The organism is Enterobacter cloacae complex sp. I2, assembly GCF_014896205.1.
GTDB lineage: Bacteria > Pseudomonadota > Gammaproteobacteria > Enterobacterales > Enterobacteriaceae > Enterobacter > Enterobacter quasihormaechei.
This window is the reverse complement of sequence record NZ_JADBRA010000003.1, coordinates 15,584-32,559: the sequence shown is the minus strand read 5'-3', so window position 1 is coordinate 32,559 and position 16,976 is coordinate 15,584. Positions and strand designations below refer to the sequence as shown.

The following is a 16,976-nucleotide window of genomic DNA, read 5'->3' as shown; positions in this document are numbered from 1 at the left end:
AGCGGCGCATACGCGCCGCCTTTTGTCTGAGCTGCCTTACGAGGCGTCAGCCGTGCCGGGTAAGGACTCCGGCGGCTGCGGTGCGAAGCCGCGCAGGCCAACAACGTGCACGTGCTCGGTGTTCTGAAACACCTTACGCACCAGCTTATAGGTCGTCCCTTTTTCCGGACTGATGTTTTCCGGCGCCGCGATAATGAGCTGCATATCAAGACGATCGCAAAGCTCAAACAGCGTGGCGATGGAGCGGGCATCGAGACGCGCCGCTTCATCAAGGAACAGCAGGCGGCATGGGGAGATGTCTTTGCCGCGCAGACGACGCGCTTCATCTTCCCAGCTCTGCACCACCATCACCAGAATCGACATACCGGTACCGATGGCTTCACCGGTGGAGAGCGCGCCGGATTCCGCGCGCAGCCAGCCGTCAGAGCCACGGTTAACCTCAACCTCCATTTCCAGGTAGTTGCGGTAGTCCAGCAGCTCCTCGCCGATGGTTTGCGGCGTACGCTGGCCCATGTCAATCTGCGGATTCAGACGCTGATACAGCTTCGCCAGCGCTTCGGAGAAGGTCAGGCGGTTGCTGTTGAACAGATCCTGATGCTGCTCGTGCTGTTCAGACAGCACGTCCAGCAGCGTGGAGTGCGCCTCGCGCACGTTCACGTTCAGACGCACGCTGTTGACCTGGCCAAACGACACGCTTTGCAGGCCCTGGTTCAGCTGACGGATACGGTTCTGCTCGCGCTGAATGGTTTTACGAATAATGTTCGCCACGCTGCGGGAACTGATTGCCAGCTTCTGCTCGCGGGAGGTCAGCTCTTCCGTCAGACGGCCCAGCTCGATCTCCATCTGTTCGATCGCTTCAACCGGATCGTCGGTACGGATGATGTCCTGACGGATACGCTCGCGTAAGTGCTGATACACCGCCACGAAGAACTGGATTTTGCGCTCTGGACGCTTCGGATCTTCGGACATGCGCAGCACGTCGCGCAGGTGTTCGTTATCCGCCACCGCCAGACGCAGCGCGCCCAGCGCCTTATCCGACATAGAACGCAGTTCATCGGCCGACAGATACGCCAGCTCGCGGCGATGCAGACGTCGCTCCACGTTATTGTCTTTCACCATGCGCATGACCGCGCACCAGCCCGCCTTCGCGGTCACAACCTGCTCGCGCATCTCGTGATAGTCACGTTCCAGCTTGCGCAGGCGACGCGTCAGGTTGTCCATCTCCGCTTCACAGAAGGTCAGCGCTTTTTCCAGCTGATTACGACGCGCACGGTTGTTGCTGAGCTGCGCATGCAGCTCATCGCGGCGAATACGTGCCCGCTCTTCTGCACCGCTGTCGGCGCGCACGCCAATGTCCTGCAACTCTTTATGCAGGTCGTTTAACAGCTCTTTCTTGGTGTCGAAGGAGCTTTTCAACGACGCCATCACCTGGCTGTACTGGCTCAGCTGTGCGGCGTGAGTACGCATCGCTTCGCGCGCGCGGGTACGTTCCGCTTCCGCCTGCTCAAGGCGCTGGCGCAGCTTTTCATTAAGATCGCTGTTCCCGCTCAGCATTTCTGCTGAATCGGAGTAGCCGAAGTGCGCGCGACGTTGCACCACTTCCGTCAGGGCAAAGGCCTGCTGACGCGCTTCGCGCTGCACCTGCTGTGACCAGGCGTAATCCTCTTTTAACTGCTCAAACTGTTCCGGGTCGCTCTGGAGAACGGAAACCATCGGCTCCAGCTTCGCCAGCTGATTGCCGTGCTGCTGCACAAAGCGCGCGGCTTCCTGCGCCTCGTCCAGTCGTTCCTGAATTTCATCCACGCGGTCGGCGAGCGTATCGTCCGCCAGCAGGTTCAGGCGCGGCAGAATGCGGTTAAGCGCCGCAACGCCCTCTTTCGCCTGCTCGAACTGGACGCGGCTCTGCTGGTTGTCATTTTCATGGCTGGCCAGCGCGCGCTCCAGCTCACCGCGGCGGGTGTTGAGCTTGCGAATTTCGGCTTCCGGATCGGGCTCAAAGGCCACGCCCAGATGGCTGCCGATAAAGCGGCTGAACGCCTGATGCAGACGCTGGGTTTTCTGCACGTCAAACGAGAGGGTCGCGAATCGTTCGGAAAGCGTTTCGCGCTCGGCGTGCAGGCTTTCAATGCGGCTTTCACGCGCGGCGCGGCCAAACAGCGGCAGTTCCGGGAAGCGCGAGTAGCGCCACTGGCGTTCGGCGATTTTCACCACCACCGCTTTTTCCAGCTCGTCGACGCTGAATACGCTGTCATCAAACGACTGCGGATCCCCTTCGATGAGGTAGAGATCTTCCGGACAGTCTTCCAGCCCTGCAAGCTGGTCAGAAATCAGCGACAGGTCCGGCACCACAATCGCGTTACGGGACGGACCGTACAGCGCGGAGAAGTACGGCGCATCGTCCAGGCCAACGTCGTCATAAATCTCAGACAGCAGCACGCCGCCGAAGCGCTCGGCTAAGGCATTCAGGCGCGGATCTTCAGAGCCACCTGGCTGGCTTAAACGCTCGATCTCTTCATCGACGTCACGCTTGCGCGCGCCCACTTCATCACGCTCAACAATCGCTTCGCGCTCGCGCTCCAGCAGCTGTTGCATGTATTCGGTGACGTCCTGGCTGGACGCAAACTCCTGGCCACACTGCTCGCTGAGCTGGTTCAGGCTGCTTTGTGCGGCCAGCCAGATCGGCGCACGCTGCAAGAGCGTCTTCGAACGGGACTGAAGCTGTTCCAGCTCCTGACGCAGCGTCATACGCTGTTCGCTGGCATTTGATACGGTATCGGACAGAGCCGCAATACGCGCTTCCAGCTCCTGATGCAGGGCCTCAAGCTCGTCAAAATCGTAACGTTTACCCTGCCGTTTGCAGAACTCCGCCAGCAGACGCTCGGCTTCCTGCTGTTCGCGCAGACGCTGTTCCAGCTCGTTGAGGCGCATGCGCAGCGGCTGCACCTGCTCGGCCAGATGGCGCTGATTGACGCCATCGCGCAGCAGTTCACGGGCAACGTCCCACGCTTCGTTACGCGCGAGCGGACCGTTAATCGCCACCACCAGCTGGTACGCCTGCTCAAACTGGCTGTGCGCGGTTTGCGCCACGCTCATTTTCTGGTCGAGAGAAAGCAGTTTTTCGGTGGCTTCCTGCTCTTTGGCCTGGAAGGTATCCAGCCATTCATCAGCGCTTTCCGGGGTCAGGTCCGGCAGGTGGCACAGCTCTTTGGCGCGCTGCAACGCCTGTAGCGCCTGGTTGTACTGGATCGCACGCGTCTGCTGCACGTCCAGCGCCTGCTGGTAATCCGCGAGCTGGCTTTTCAGCTCATCCACTTCCAGCTCGGCGGCTTCAGCGCGGGCTTCGTTCTCTTCCTGCAAATCGGCGGCTTCGGCCACCACTTCATTTTGTTCTTCAAGACGAATTTGCAGCTCGTCAAGATCGGCTTCATAGCGCTCGATTTTTTCCTGCTGACGCAGTGCGGTCTGCACCAGGTTCAGATGATCGCTGGCGGCCTGGTAATCGGCTTCCAGATCCCCTTCTGCACCGTTGTGCTCGCCCAGCTCGCGCGCCATTTCGACATGCTTATACTGCTCGGCCACCAGCTGTTTACGGGAGGTAAACAGCTCGCGGCGGTACTCCAGCGCCTGATCGAGATGAATGCGGCGCTCGTTGGCGTGACGCATGTAATCCGCCGCCACGTAGTTGGTGGCTTCGCTGATCAGGTGCTTAAACAGGTCGCGGTCAGACTGCGTAACGCGAATTGCTTCCAGCGTCATGCGGTTTTCACGCAGCGCAGCTTCCATATCCTGGAAGGCCTTACGCACGCCGCTGTTTTCCGGCAGCAGGTAGTCGCGCAGGGAGCGGGTAATGGCGCTGGAGATACCGCCGTACAGGGAGGCTTCAATCAGACGGTAGTATTTACTACGATCTGACGCGCTGCGCAGACGACGGGCAACCACGCCGAGATCGAACATCAGGGAGTGGTAGTCGGTGATGGAGTTAAACTGCTTAAACTGCACGCCTTCGATGGCTTCCAGCTTGTCCTTCAGCTCCTGGAGCGTCAGGACGCGCGCCTGGCGTTCATTCAGGGTTTCCGTCAGCAGCGCGGTCGGCTGCACGGAGGTTGGCAGCCCCTGGATCGCAAACGGCTTGATATCCACCTTACGGTCGCGGCCGGCAACCTGTTGCAGACGTACGCCCACAACCACGCGCTGATGGCGGGAGTTGATCACGTCCAGCACGGAATAACAGACGCCCGCTTTTAGCTTACCGTGCAGACCTTTATCACGAGAGCCGCTCGTTGCGCCGGCTTCGGTGGTATTACGGAAGTGCAGCAGGGTCAGGTCAGGGATCAGCGCCGTGACGAAGGCCGCCATGGTGGTGGATTTACCCGCCCCGTTACCGCCGGAGAGCGTCGTCACCAGCTCATCCAGATCGAAGGTTCGGGCAAAGAAGCCGTTCCAGTTGATCAGCGTTAGTGAGCGAAATTTACCGCGTTCAATCATTACTCTTCCTCCCCGCTATCCGGCTGATTCTCTTCATGCTCGTCATTGAGCTGCAAATGGTTTTCCACCGGCATCGCTTCACCGTCACGGATCATGCGCAGCTGCGCTTCACGCGCATCGTCACCCGCGCGCACGTCGGCGCCAAAGCGGAAGACCGATTCGGTGATGCGGAATTTGCTGCTGTCGTGGCCCATGAACCACACCATCCCCAGACGGCGCAGGCGGTTGAGGGAGGAACGTACTTTTTCCTGTAATTTCTGACGGTCCAGATCGGACCCCGTCGAACGGTTGTTCACCAGCTTCAGAAGCTTGCTTTCATCCGCCAGCGACAGCAGCTCATCGTAAAGCTCCTGCTGGGTGAAGATCCCTTCATTCGCCAGACGTTCCGGGCTGAGGTAGAGGTAGCAGAGAATTTTGCCGACCATCATGTCCAGTTCGGAAAGCACCGAGCGCGGAATAAGCGTGGTAGAGCGCGGGCGCAGGTAGAAAAATCCTTCCGGCGCGCGGATCAGCTCAACGTTATAGCGAGCGTAGAACTCTTCCAGATACTCCTGGAAGTCCATCAAAAAGGCGTGATTATCCAGCTCGTCAAGGCCAATGTGACGACCGGCACGCAGCTGGCTGTCCAGCGCCGGAAACAACGGATTTGCCAGCGCCTGTGCCAGCTTAACTGGCATCACGTTTTCAATATTTGTCAATGACATGCGCCTGTACCTTGGCTCCGTAATCGTTAATCGGCTGCCACTTCGGCGGCAGTCCGGTGAAATCGGCTTGTGCGATGCCCAGGCGCACCGCCTGGTCTACAACAATGCGGGCTACATCGAAGTGGCGCGCTCGCGGATACTGCGCCAGATAGTCGCGCACCACGAGGCCAAGATCCAGCGGCGCTTGTCTGGTTTTGTAGACAGCGAGCTGTTCTTCGATCATCGCCGCAAGCTGCTCGCGAATTTCGTTAAATTCTTCGTATTCCAGATCCGGCGGCAGTTCACCGGTGACCTCTTCATCGCGCAGCGCCATCTCTTCGTCGCGCATATCCAGCAAACGATCGGCGTTAGCGTAGGTCAGCGCCCACGGCGCGTCAAAGTAGGTCTGTACCGACTGGCGCAGACGCTGTGCAAAGACGCGGTTCTTATCCATATCGATAGCGGTACGGATAAATTTATGCACGTGGCGATCGTACCCGATCCACAGGTCGATCGACTGCTGGCCCCAGCTGATAATGCGGTCAAGCTTGCTTTGCAGATCGAACACCAGACGATCGATAAAATGCAGATCGTCGTGCGCCAGCGTCGCGTCCTGGATGCGCAGCAGGTTGGCCTGTAGCTTGTCCCCCGCCGCCTCCAGCGTATCCTGCAACTCACGCAGCGTACCGGACGTTTCTGACAATAAGAGTTCACAGCTGGAAATGGCCGCGCGCCAGTCTTTATTCAGCAGCTGGGCAATATCGTCTTTCACCTGCTGCTGCTGTTCGTCCATCAGACGCTGAGTCAGATCGATACTGTCGAAAATCTCAGCGACGGAGTATTTCAGCGGCGCGTAAACGTTGCGGTGCCAGTGGAACTCGTCACCGTTTTCATCGGCCGCGTCGGCGGCACGCTTCAGCTCGCCTGCAACAATGGAGAGCTGCATGGAGAGACGCAGCGTGGAAAATTCGCGCTGGCGGATGTAGTAATCGGTAATGCCAATGCCCAGTGGCGTCAGACGATAGATGGCGTTTCCTTCCGCCTGCTCGCTGGTAAAGCGGTTCAGCAGACGTTGACGCACCATATCATTGATTGCGTTGTTGGCACGCACGCTAATGGTTTCGCTGGTTTGCTCAAACGCATCACTGACGTGGCGGAACGCGTCCACCAGTTCGCCTTCACTCATTTCGCCATCCAGGCGTTCGCCGTTCAGCGTCGCAACCGCCAGCAGGAAAGAGAGTCTGTCTACCGGCAGCGAGATGGAGAAATCGTTTTTCCTGGCCCAGGCAACCAGTTCGGGGACTGTCTGGGAAAATTCACTCATAGATTATCCTTGCATCTGCGGCTTGCGCGCGGTGACGTGGATATAGCGACCAAGGCTCAGGTAAGGCTCCTGGCGGCAGTACCGCGTCTCTATTTCTGTTAAGGCGTCTAAACAGTCGTCCTGTTTTTGTTTATCACGCAGATAATCATGAAACACCCTCACGCCGGTTTTGCCGGTAATTTCCCAGCCGATCTCCTCCAGCCAGCCATAGACCTGCTGCGGTTCACGGGGGAAATCCGGTGACAGCGTGCGTCGTTTCTTTTTATACATGCCCTGCTGTACGTAGCCAAAATTGCCCACCAGCACGTTTCGCATCAGCAGGCCGTTGGCGTTGTAGAACATCAGCGATAACGCACCGCCCGGGCGCAACATCGACCACAGCGTTTTTAACATCGCCTGCGGTTCGGCGACCCATTCGAGCACAGCATGAAACAATATCAGATCAACCTGCGTTTCCAAATGCTGCGGAATGTCCTGAGCGGCGCAATGTATAAAATGCATGTTGTCGCTCACACCTTTCTCTTCTGCCGCTCGCTCGGCGCGCGCAACCATCTCGGCAGAAAGATCGCACAGCGTGACGTGATGCCCCCGCTGCGCCATCAAAATTGCAGTCTGACCTTCCCCACCGCCGGCATCCAGCACGCGCAACTGTCGATCACCGAATTCCGCCAGCAGCTTGTCCAGATCCTGCCAGAGGATCGTCTGACGAAGCTGACCTTTGGTGGTGCCATAAATGTTGCGCGAAAACTTTTCCGCGATGTCATCAAAATTGCGATCCCGCATTGGGAGGGTTCCACTCACTGCAAAACCGCTATTTTGTCACACCCGCGCGGAGAATGAACCACTCTGGTGTAATATCACGGGCAATCACCTGCTGTATGGTTAAAAAAGGAACCAAAAAGGATGCTTTTTACCCTAAAAAAATATATCGGAGGCATGATGCTTCCCCTTCCCCTGCTGCTGCTCGTCATCGCCCTGGGGCTGGGATTGATATGGTTTAGCCGCTTTCAGAAAAGCGGTAAATCTCTCGTCACCGCGGGCTGGCTGGCGCTGCTGTTGCTTAGCCTGCAACCTGTCGCCGACGGTTTATTACGCCCGATAGAGAACACCTACCCGACGTGGCAGGGAAACCAGAAAGTGGATTACATCGTGGTGCTGGGCGGCGGGTATACCTGGGACCCTGACTGGGCCCCCAGCTCAAACCTGATCAACAACAGCCTGCCGCGCCTGAACGAGGGGATCCGCCTGTGGCTTGCCAACCCGGGATCGAAGATGATCTTCACGGGCGCTGCGGCAAAAACCAACCCGGTCAGCACCGCTGAAGCAGGGGCAAGAGTGGCTGAATCGCTTGGCGTACCGCGTTCCGACATCATCACGCTGGATAGCCCAAAAGATACCGAAGAAGAGGCTGCGGCGGTGAAACAGGCTATCGGTGACGTGCCGTTCCTGCTGGTAACCTCTGCTTCACACCTGCCACGCGCAATGATTTTCTTTGAGAAGCAGGGTCTGCATCCGCTTCCTGCTCCGGCAAACCAGCTGGCCATTGACGCCCCGCTCAACCCGTGGGAACGGATAATCCCGTCCCCGGTATGGCTGATGCACAGCGACCGCGTCGGCTACGAGACGCTTGGCCGCCTGTGGCAGTGGCTCAAGGGTTCGTCAGGCAAGCCAGGGCAAGAGTGACGTTGCGGCAAGATCGAAACTGGCGCGATTAAAGCGCCCGGTGTTGACCAGCTGCGCCACCTCATCCCAGAGCAGATAGAGCCAGCGCCGCCAGAGAAAGGCCTCCGCAACGGGGGCGCGCTGAAGATAATGCCAGAGCAACTCTTCCGCCGCCCCGCCCTCGCTCAGCCTGAACAGCTCGTACTCGCGCGGCGCCCAGAGCATTATCCCCGGTCCGACCATCGCCAGAAGCTGATCGCTGCGCGAGTCTTTTAGCATGCTGCGCAGCGTGAAGTTGCCATGAATCAGCACACAGTTGTCGTTAAAACCCTCAAACAGCGCGGGCAGACATTCCCGGGTACGGAACAGGATGCGTTTGTCCTGCATCGTCAAACCGGTGTTGTTGAACTGGTTGAGCGTGCCCCACAGCACTTCAACGCGCTGGCGATACCACAGCGGCCACAGGTTTTCCTGGGTGCTGTCTACCGCGCCAACCAGACCGCGGCTGTCGTGCCGGTGCCAGCCAAGCAGGGCTTCGACAATCTGGTCCTTGAGCTGCTCCCAGCGCGCCGGCGTCCGCGTCGGGGCTTCTACAGAAACCCCGTGTAAGCGCTCAATCAGCAGAACATCCGGGCCGGGATGCTCCTCATGGGTCATCACGCCGTAAACCGTTGGCATACGGACCGTTCCTTCCCGCGCCAGCATCGACGTTTTCCAGGCCAGCTGTCTGGCGACGCCCGGCGAGCTAAAACTTCTGGCCATCAGCGGCATGGGGTTTCCCTGACTGTCATACAACGCCCAGAGCGCGGTATCAGCCTTTTCATTTACGCACTCCACCCGGCTTAGCTTTTCGCCAAGGAGATGACTCAGTTCAGCACGCAGTTGTTCCATATGAGATTACCCCCATTAAGACTACTGCTTTTATAATGAGCGTACGAAACCCGGATGTCACCCGGTCGAGATCAATAATGAAAAAGAAAAGGGAGAAGAACATCCCCTCAGAACGAGGGGATGGCTGCGAATTAACGCATTTCGACGCGTACGCGCTCAAGATCTTCAGGCGTATCCACGCCGGTACCAGGGACTTCCTGGGCTACCGCAACGTGAATTTTCTCGCCGTACCACAGCACGCGAAGCTGTTCGAGCATTTCGATATGCTCCAGCGGGCTTGGCGCCCAGGCGACATAGCGGCGAATAAAGCCGGCGCGGTAGCCGTAAATACCGATATGGCGCAGGAAGGTTTCGCCGATCGTCTCTTTCGATTGCGCGAAACGATCGCGATCCCATGGAATGGTGGCGCGGGAGAAATAGAGCGCGTAGCCCTCGGCATCCATGACAACCTTCACCGCATTCGGATTGAACGCCTCTTCTGCGTGGTGAATCGGCACCGCAAGTGTCGCCATGCCGACCTGACGCTGGGCCAGGTTGTCGGCCACCTGACGGATAATTGCCGCCGGGATCATCGGCTCATCGCCCTGCACGTTTACAATCACCGTCTCGTCGCTGAAACCGCATTTTTCGACGACTTCCGCCAGGCGCTCGGTGCCTGACTGATGGTCGGCACGGGTCATGCATACTTCCCCACCCGCGGCCTCAACCGCACGCGCAACGTCCGGGTGATCGGTAGCGACAATAACGCGGCCAGCACCCGATTCGCGCGCCCGTTCAAGGACGTGCACAATCATCGACTTACCGTTGATATCCACCAGCGGTTTACCCGGCAGGCGCGTTGAAGCATAGCGCGCTGGGATAATGACAACAAAACTCATGGTTTGCTCTCTTCTGCCACCAGCGAACGGGCTTCGTTTTCCAGCAGGACCGGAATACCGTCACGCAGCGGGAACGCCAGGCTGTCCAGTTTGCAAATCAGCTCTTGTTTATCCTGGCTGTAGTACAGTTTGCCGTTGCACACCGGGCAGGCAATAATTTCAAGTAAACGGTGATCCATAGTTCCTCCGTATGGGTAATCCCTAAAGCTTATCACATTCCCTTTTCAGGGAGTGTCTGTTTCCCAGCCACCTCGACAGGCCGTAAACAGCCCCGCTGGCACGCGGCCCAGTACAATGTTGTGCGCCCCCTGCCAGCGCGCAAAGTCACTGAGCGCGGTCGTTAATCCCTTTTCCAGGCCAGCCGTCACCTTTATGCCCTCTTCAAGCCAGAGGGCGATAATTTCAAGCATGCCGGTTTTACGGTGCATTTTAGCGTCCATGCGCCCGACCAGCTGGCCTTTATGCAGCAGCGGCAAAACAAAATAACCGTACTGACGCTTTGGTGCCGGGGTGTAGCATTCCAGACGGTAATTAAAATTAAACAGCTGCCCGGCCCGCTTTCTGTCCCAGACAACCGGATCGAACGGCGACAGCACGGCGCTGTGCGTTGCCTGTAGCTTTCCCTCAAGCGCCTGAGGCAGCAGCGGGAACAAATCCGCATGCAGCCACATATCACCTAGCGACGCTACCGAGACCGGCAAAACGCGCTGTTCGCGCTGCCACGTTTCCAGCAGCGGTTTTAGCTGCGGCTGACGCAGGCGATAATAGTCCGCCAGCCACTGTGGTCGAAATATGCCCAGGCTGCGGGCGCTGTTCTCGAGCATAACCGCTTCGGCTGCGTCCTGAGAGAGCAGATCGCGCGTATCGTCCCAGTGCGGCATAACGCGTTGCGTAAGGTCATAGACGCGCTGAAAGTTGCGGCGCTCAACCACCATCACTTTGCCCGACGTAAACAGCCCTTCCAGATGGCGCTTGTGCGGTTTCCACTCCCACCATCCGCTTGCGCCTTTTCGCGGGTGCTCAAAATCCGCGGAGCGTACCGGGCCGTTTTCATGAATATGGGCAATCAGCTGCTCTATTTCAGCCGCGTGTTCCACCATCCACGCCTGACGGTATTTCCAGCCCATTTTGTCCGGGGCGAGCATTCGGTGACGCACCAGCGCAAAATCGCTGCGCGGGAGAAAACAGGCTTCATGCGCCCAGTATTCCATCAGTTCGCCCTGACGCAGCGCATCATCCAGCCATTGTGGTGGATAGTTTCCCAGGCGGCTAAACAGGACGAGATACGGGCTACGCGCCACGATGTTAATGGTGTCGATTTGCAGCAACGACATGCGTTGCACGGTAGAGAGGATATCGGCTGGCTGCGCGCGACGGCGGGGCTTTTTCAACAACCCCTGGGCGGCAAGATGCAGGTTACGTGCGGCTGCAAGTGAGAGTTGCGGTAGAGACATGCGTTTTCCTGTCAGTCAAAGCGCCACCGGAACCGCGTTGAAGTTACTGCACTAACGCGAGCAGTTCCCTGAGCAAATGTTCCGGCTGTTCACCGCTGAGTTCAGCGTCAACCGGCAGATACCACCAGTTTCCTTTCGCAAAGGCCCGGCATTTTACCGCGTCTTTTTCCGTCATGATTAGCGTCTGCCCCGGTGCTGCCAGCCTGTCGACCTCGTCGGCCACCAGCGCCTGGTGATCGGCCAGCGGCACCCGTTTTTCAAGCCTTGCGCCACACTGCTCCAGCGTCGCGAAAAAACGCGGAGGATGACCAATCCCGGCCATCGCAACCAGACGATCCAGCTGCGCGACGTCTTTACGCTCGCCGGTCAGCATATTCACTGCCTGTCCGGGACGAAGATGCATCGGGATCTCGCCCGCTTTGGCTTCACCGCCGTTTACAATCACAGCATCAACGGTCTTCAGGCGCGACGCACGCTCACGCATTGGACCGGCTGGCAGCCACCAGCCGTTGCCAAAACGCCGCACGCCGTCAATAACCACGATCTCTTTGTCACGCGCCAGCGCATAATGCTGCAAGCCATCATCGGTAATAATGATTTGTACGCTATGCTGCGCAAGCAGTGCCTTCACGGCACCACTACGCACCGGCGATACCGCAACCGGCGCACCCGTGCGCTGGTAAATCAGTACCGGCTCATCACCGGCTTCAGCGGTTGTCGTGTCCGGCTTCAGCACCAGAGGATACTGAGCCGCTTTGCCACCATAACCGCGTGAAACGACTCCCGCGCGGATACCGCGCTTCTGGAGCTGTTCCACCAGCCAGATCACCACCGGGGTTTTGCCGTTCCCACCTGCTGTCAGGTTACCGACCACCACCACCGGTACCGGTGCGCGCCAGGCGCGCTTGATCCCGAGGCGGTAAAGCAGACGAATAGCACCGCTCACCAGGCCATACAGCCAGGAGAGCGGGAGAAGCAGCACCCACAGGGGGGATTCACCCGACCAGATGCGTGCAATCATTGACCGAACTGCATTTTATGGAGCTGCGCGTAAACACCACGCTGTTCCAGCAGGTCCGCATGGCTGCCGCGTTCAACGATAACGCCGTCTTCCACCACCACGATTTCGTCAGCCTGTTCGATTGTCGACAGACGGTGCGCGATAACCAGCGAAGTACGGTTTTTCTGCAATTCATCCAGAGCCGACTGGATAGCGCGTTCAGATTCCGTATCCAGTGCGGATGTCGCTTCATCCAGGATCAGAATCGGGCTGTTGCGCAGCAGCGCACGGGCAATAGCGATACGTTGACGCTGACCACCGGAGAGCAGCACGCCGTTTTCGCCAATGATCGTATCCAGACCATTATCCATTTTGTTAATGAAGTCCATTGCATAGGCCATGCGCGCCGCGTTTTCAATCTCTTCACGGCTGTACTCTTCGGTACGGGCATACGCAATGTTGTTTGCTACCGTATCGTTGAACAGGTGCACGTTCTGCGATACCAGCGCGACCTGGTTACGCAGCGACTGTAGGGTATATTCCCGCAGGTCGTGACCATCCAGCAGGATCTCGCCCTGGTCGATGTCGTAGAAACGGGTAATCAGGCTGGCAATGGTCGACTTGCCCGAACCGGAACGCCCCACCAGCGCAACGGTTTTACCCGCCGGAATGGACAGGCTGATATCACGCAGTGCCGGCACTTCGCGGCCTGGATAGGTAAAGGTGACGTTACGGAACTCCAGGTCGCCTTTAGCACGTTCGATCACGCGTGTACCTTCATCTTTTTCCTGTTCGGAATCGAGGATGCTGAACAGCGTCTGGCAGGCTGCCATCCCGCGCTGGAACTGGGCGTTGACGTTGGTCAGCGATTTCAGCGGACGCATCAGCGCAATCATGGATGAGAACACCACGGTAATGGTACCCGCAGTCAGGGTCTCCATGACGCTCGGGAAGCTTGCGGCATACAGGACAAAGGCCAGTGCCAGAGAGGCAATCAGCTGAATGATCGGATCGGAAATCGACGAGGCCGATACCATTTTCATCCCTTGCAGACGCATTCTGTTGCTGACCTTATCAAAGCGTTTGGTTTCGACTCCCTGACCGCCGAAAATCAACACTTCTTTATGGCCTTTCAGCATCTGCTCGGCGCTGGTAGTAACCTGCCCCATCGTATTCTGCATATTTTTACTGATGTTGCGAAAACGCTTGGACACCACGCGGATAGCGATGGAGACAATCGGCGCCAGCACAATAAGGATGAGCGACAGCTGCCAGCTGTAATAGAACATCATCGCAAACAGACCGATGATGGATGCCCCCTCACGCACAACGGTAATCAGTGCGCTGGACGACGATGATGCCACCTGCTCTGAATCGTAGGTAATACGTGACAGCAGCGTACCGGTTGACTGTTTGTCAAAGAAAGAGACGGGCATCCCCATCATATGGCTGAACAGCCGGCGGCGCATGGTCATCACCACTTTACCGGATACCCAGGAGATGCAGTAGCTGGATACATAGCTGGAGATTCCGCGTAAGATCATCAGCCCAATAACCACCAGCGGCATCCATAGCAGCACTGAACGATCCGTTTTACCAAAACCGTCATCCAGTAACGGTTTGAGGAGCGATAACATAAACGTATCGCTGGCTGCGTTGAGGATTAACGCTACGCCCGCCACGATCAAGCCTGCTTTGAAAGGAGCAATCATCGGCCAGAGCCGGCGGAACGTTTGCCACGTGGAGAGATCTTTGTCGTTATGCATTCAAAAAACCAGCATTTGTTGAAATAGCCGCATATTCTACCCGTTATCTACGGGCGCGCCAAACCACTGATGATACCAACGCGGTAAATAGTGTTCACGTAAGCGGCGAATGTGCCGACTATGGTGCGAAAACGTCACAGATATCTGCCCTGACTGAGGGGTATCAAGCCACTGATATCCCTCAGTTCGATAGAGCCGAACCACTTTTTTGGAAGGGAAACGCCATGCGTTATAGCGGGCCATTGAGGCCAGCGAAACCTGCCCCTCTACGCGCTGTAGCAGCGGCGTTGAGGATGACGTGTTACTTCCATGATGCGGCACCTGAATCAGTGTAGACGCAAGTTGACGCCAGCGGTGGCTCAGCATTCCCAGCTCTGCCTGCGCTTCGATATCTCCGGTCAGTAAAACACTCTGTTCGCCGTCATCAATTTTTACCACGCAGGAGCGGTTGTTACCCTTCGCAGCGGTGTTTTCTGGCGGCCAGTGCGCGGTGAACGTTAGCCCCTGCCACTGCCATCGCTGCCCACGAAAGCAGGGAAGATGCCCGGCCCAGGCCAAAGGGCTCCTGATCCACATTGCGGGCCAGGCGGTTTTTAGCGATGCCAGTCCCCCCGCGTGATCGAGGTGTTCATGGCTCAGGATCACCCCTTCCGGGCTCAGATGATGCCAGCGTAGCCAGGGGATAATCAGCTGTTGCGCGCTGTCCCCACCGGGCCACGCCAGCCCGGTGTCATACAGAATGGCCTTACCGTGACGCTCAATGACCATCGCCAGCCCCTGCCCTACATCAAGCATATGCAGTGACCAGCTATCGGTTTTATCCCTGTGCCAGAGTGGAAATGCCAGCACCACGCTGCCTGCCAGACAGACGGCGGGAACTGCGCTGAAGGCCCTGAATCGCCAGCCAATAATCAGCAGCCACGGCAGTAACGTCAGGTATTGCCAGCGCTCGTCAACGTCCTGCCAGCCATTCGGTAAACGCATCAACAGCCAGAAAAGCCCTGCCAGAGATTTATCCGCAGTCAGCCAGACGATACTTTCCAGCGCAGCGACCGGAAACAGATGCAGAAACATGCCGAGCAGGATAAGAGGAACTGAAATAAAGGTGACCAGAGGAACGGCAAACAGGTTCGCCACCAGCGAGGATACACTGAAACCATGGAAAATGAGGACCTGAAGCGGCAACAAAAGCAGCAGCATTCCGACCTGCAAATACACTAGCGTCGCCAGCGGCCGCAGGCCCCGACTCCGTTGCCAGGATGGAAGAGGCAACCACTGATACCAAAAAATAAGCGCGGCGACCGCAAACGCGGATAACGCCAGGCTTTGTGACAGCACCGCCAGAGGATCGAAAATAAGGATCGCCGCCACGCAGGTAAGCCAGACCTGCCAGGGCGACCACTGGCGACCGCTCATCTTTAATGCGGCCAGCACCACAAGCGCGATAACCGTGCGCAGCGCAGGCGGCTGCAATCCCGTAAGCCACGCGTAAAACGCAGCAAAGAGCAGACCTGCCAGCAGGGGCATTTGCCAGATAATCCAGCGGCCCGGCAGGAAAAACTGGATGCCCCGAGCCAGTAGCCAGACAGCAGAAGCTGCCAGCGCAATATGCAGTCCCGAAATGGCCATGAGATGCATCGTTCCGGTCTCACGCATCAGGTCTTTTATCTCCCGCGAGACAGACAGGCGCTCTCCCATCCCCAGCCCCAGGATCAGGGGCCCCCACTGATATGCGGAAAGCGTATTCTGTAGCGACGTCAGGTATTGCGAACGCAGGCTACAGCGTTCGTCAACGATCGCCGCATGGGTAAACCGTCCGCTCAGCGTCTGGTGTCGGGCGAAGGCATTTTTCTGCGAATCATAGCCGCCATCGTTGAGCTCTCCGTGTACTGCCCTGAGCCGCAGGGTCATCGCCCAGCGTTGGCCCACGCAGACGTTTTGCGGCAGGTAGTTGCCATACAGCGCCACGCCCATGTTAGCCCATACGCGTTCGCCATTGAGGCTGACAATCTTTCCCTGATGCATCGTTGCGCCGTCCGTTGCGGTAATGACTACCTCGGCCTGCTGCGGGCCTTTCGTTAAATGGTTCATCGGCCACACGCTCTCCTGAGCGGCCAGAAATCCCCAGCACAAAAAGAGCACTGCGAGGCCTGAAAACGTAAGCCACTTTTTTTGCCGCAGCGATAACGCAATTCCTGCTGCAATCAGCATCCAGACAGTCTGCAAATCGGGCAAAACGGGTAACCAATAGAGCGGGATTATGGCCAGAATGGCGCAGATACTGATGACGTGGATCCCCATTTTCACCTCCATGTTTCAGGTGATTATGCGGCGGGGCTGGCGCGTCGTCAGACAGAAAAGGCGTGATTTACAGCGAGCGCTGCAACGTTTTTAAGTACTTGCAGAAAAGACAAGCTGAGAATGCGGCGCGTATTCAGAAACGCAGAGGCGAGAGACAAAAAAAGCACCCTAAGGTGCTTTCTTTAAACTCAGTTTAATCCTGATGATTAAACTCAGTTGCCGTAAATATTGGCGCGATCGCGCAGCTCTTTACCCGGCTTAAAGTGCGGAACATACTTTCCTTCCAGCTCCACTTTATCGCCAGTCTTCGGGTTACGCCCGGTACGTGGTGCACGATAGTGCAGAGAAAAACTACCGAAACCGCGGATTTCAATGCGCTCGCCCTGGGCAAGAGTGGTAGCCATATGCTCCAGCATCTCTTTAACGGCATCTTCCACAGCCTTAGCAGGGATATGCGGTTGCTGACTGGCAAGTCTTTCAATCAATTCTGACTTGGTCATGATTCCTCCGGTTCCTTTCAAACCAATTAGCT

Annotated in this window: 13 protein-coding genes; 1 reads left to right on the top strand and 12 read right to left on the bottom strand. The window is 57.5% G+C overall.

Features of this window, described 5'->3' with window-relative positions:
* Positions 1–36: 36 nt before the first annotated feature.
* The 4 genes from mukB to cmoM are packed head-to-tail and all read right to left on the bottom strand — an operon-like array spanning position 37 to position 7,275.
* On the bottom strand, positions 37–4,485 hold the full coding sequence (mukB, locus tag IM300_RS03140) for a chromosome partition protein MukB (RefSeq protein ID WP_193035275.1): 4,449 nt from the start codon (positions 4,483–4,485) through the stop codon (positions 37–39).
* The gene (mukE, locus tag IM300_RS03135; protein WP_049132609.1) at positions 4,485–5,189 is read right to left on the bottom strand and encodes a chromosome partition protein MukE; all 705 of its coding nucleotides are present in this window, start codon (positions 5,187–5,189) and stop codon (positions 4,485–4,487) included. Before mukE ends, mukB begins: the two co-directional genes overlap by 1 nt.
* A complete protein-coding gene (mukF, locus tag IM300_RS03130) occupies positions 5,170–6,492 on the bottom strand; it encodes a chromosome partition protein MukF (RefSeq protein ID WP_041910621.1) in 1,323 nt (440 codons plus the stop codon). The genes mukE and mukF overlap by 20 nt, the downstream gene beginning before the upstream one ends.
* A gap of 3 nt (positions 6,493–6,495) precedes the next feature.
* Positions 6,496–7,275, bottom strand: coding sequence for a tRNA uridine 5-oxyacetic acid(34) methyltransferase CmoM (gene cmoM, locus IM300_RS03125; protein WP_063449157.1), 780 nt, complete (start codon positions 7,273–7,275; stop codon positions 6,496–6,498).
* A gap of 120 nt (positions 7,276–7,395) precedes the next feature.
* Here cmoM and elyC point away from each other — a divergent pair, with 120 nt between their 5' ends.
* Entirely contained in the window at positions 7,396–8,175 is a 780-nt protein-coding gene (elyC, locus tag IM300_RS03120; protein ID WP_107535057.1) for an envelope biogenesis factor ElyC, read from the top strand.
* On the opposite strand, the gene IM300_RS03115 is transcribed toward elyC, so the two are convergent.
* The 8 genes from IM300_RS03115 to ihfB all read right to left on the bottom strand — a co-directional run bounded on the left by IM300_RS03115 (position 8,152) and on the right by ihfB (position 16,944).
* On the bottom strand, positions 8,152–9,045 hold the full coding sequence (locus tag IM300_RS03115; protein ID WP_112792827.1) for a YcbJ family phosphotransferase: 894 nt from the start codon (positions 9,043–9,045) through the stop codon (positions 8,152–8,154). The genes elyC and IM300_RS03115 overlap by 24 nt on opposite strands.
* Before the next feature lie 131 nt (positions 9,046–9,176).
* A complete protein-coding gene (kdsB, locus tag IM300_RS03110; RefSeq protein WP_193035273.1) occupies positions 9,177–9,923 on the bottom strand; it encodes a 3-deoxy-manno-octulosonate cytidylyltransferase in 747 nt (248 codons plus the stop codon).
* Positions 9,920–10,102, bottom strand: a complete 183-nt coding sequence (ycaR, locus tag IM300_RS03105; RefSeq protein WP_006174474.1) for a protein YcaR — start codon at positions 10,100–10,102, stop codon at positions 9,920–9,922. Before ycaR ends, kdsB begins: the two co-directional genes overlap by 4 nt.
* A 45-nt stretch (positions 10,103–10,147) precedes the next feature.
* On the bottom strand, positions 10,148–11,377 hold the full coding sequence (locus IM300_RS03100) for a winged helix-turn-helix domain-containing protein (RefSeq protein WP_193035271.1): 1,230 nt from the start codon (positions 11,375–11,377) through the stop codon (positions 10,148–10,150).
* Between the two features lie 43 nt (positions 11,378–11,420).
* Complete coding sequence (gene lpxK / locus IM300_RS03095) at positions 11,421–12,398, bottom strand: tetraacyldisaccharide 4'-kinase (protein WP_193035269.1); 978 nt, start codon at positions 12,396–12,398, stop codon at positions 11,421–11,423.
* Positions 12,395–14,143 (bottom strand): lipid A ABC transporter ATP-binding protein/permease MsbA, encoded by a 1,749-nt coding sequence (gene msbA, locus IM300_RS03090; RefSeq protein ID WP_063449163.1) that lies wholly within the window; start codon positions 14,141–14,143, stop codon positions 12,395–12,397. Before msbA ends, lpxK begins: the two co-directional genes overlap by 4 nt.
* A 36-nt stretch (positions 14,144–14,179) precedes the next feature.
* Positions 14,180–16,444: a ComEC family protein gene (locus IM300_RS03085; protein WP_193035267.1), complete on the bottom strand. Its 2,265-nt coding sequence runs from the start codon at positions 16,442–16,444 to the stop codon at positions 14,180–14,182.
* A gap of 212 nt (positions 16,445–16,656) precedes the next feature.
* On the bottom strand, positions 16,657–16,944 hold the full coding sequence (ihfB, locus tag IM300_RS03080) for an integration host factor subunit beta (protein ID WP_003858233.1): 288 nt from the start codon (positions 16,942–16,944) through the stop codon (positions 16,657–16,659).
* Positions 16,945–16,976 lie beyond the last annotated feature (32 nt).

Bases quoted from the DNA above. Each gene is read 5' to 3' on its own strand.
- mukB (WP_193035275.1), bottom strand. From the start codon at position 4,485: ATGATTGAACGCGGTAAATTTCGCTCACTAACGCTGATCAACTGGAAC.
- mukE (WP_049132609.1), bottom strand. From the start codon at position 5,189: ATGTCATTGACAAATATTGAAAACGTGATGCCAGTTAAGCTGGCACAG.
- mukF (WP_041910621.1), bottom strand. From the start codon at position 6,492: ATGAGTGAATTTTCCCAGACAGTCCCCGAACTGGTTGCCTGGGCCAGG.
- cmoM (WP_063449157.1), bottom strand. From the start codon at position 7,275: ATGCGGGATCGCAATTTTGATGACATCGCGGAAAAGTTTTCGCGCAAC.
- elyC (WP_107535057.1), top strand. From the start codon at position 7,396: ATGCTTTTTACCCTAAAAAAATATATCGGAGGCATGATGCTTCCCCTT.
- IM300_RS03115 (WP_112792827.1), bottom strand. From the start codon at position 9,045: ATGGAACAACTGCGTGCTGAACTGAGTCATCTCCTTGGCGAAAAGCTA.
- kdsB (WP_193035273.1), bottom strand. From the start codon at position 9,923: ATGAGTTTTGTTGTCATTATCCCAGCGCGCTATGCTTCAACGCGCCTG.
- ycaR (WP_006174474.1), bottom strand. From the start codon at position 10,102: ATGGATCACCGTTTACTTGAAATTATTGCCTGCCCGGTGTGCAACGGC.
- IM300_RS03100 (WP_193035271.1), bottom strand. From the start codon at position 11,377: ATGTCTCTACCGCAACTCTCACTTGCAGCCGCACGTAACCTGCATCTT.
- lpxK (WP_193035269.1), bottom strand. From the start codon at position 12,398: ATGATTGCACGCATCTGGTCGGGTGAATCCCCCCTGTGGGTGCTGCTT.
- msbA (WP_063449163.1), bottom strand. From the start codon at position 14,143: ATGCATAACGACAAAGATCTCTCCACGTGGCAAACGTTCCGCCGGCTC.
- IM300_RS03085 (WP_193035267.1), bottom strand. From the start codon at position 16,444: ATGGGGATCCACGTCATCAGTATCTGCGCCATTCTGGCCATAATCCCG.
- ihfB (WP_003858233.1), bottom strand. From the start codon at position 16,944: ATGACCAAGTCAGAATTGATTGAAAGACTTGCCAGTCAGCAACCGCAT.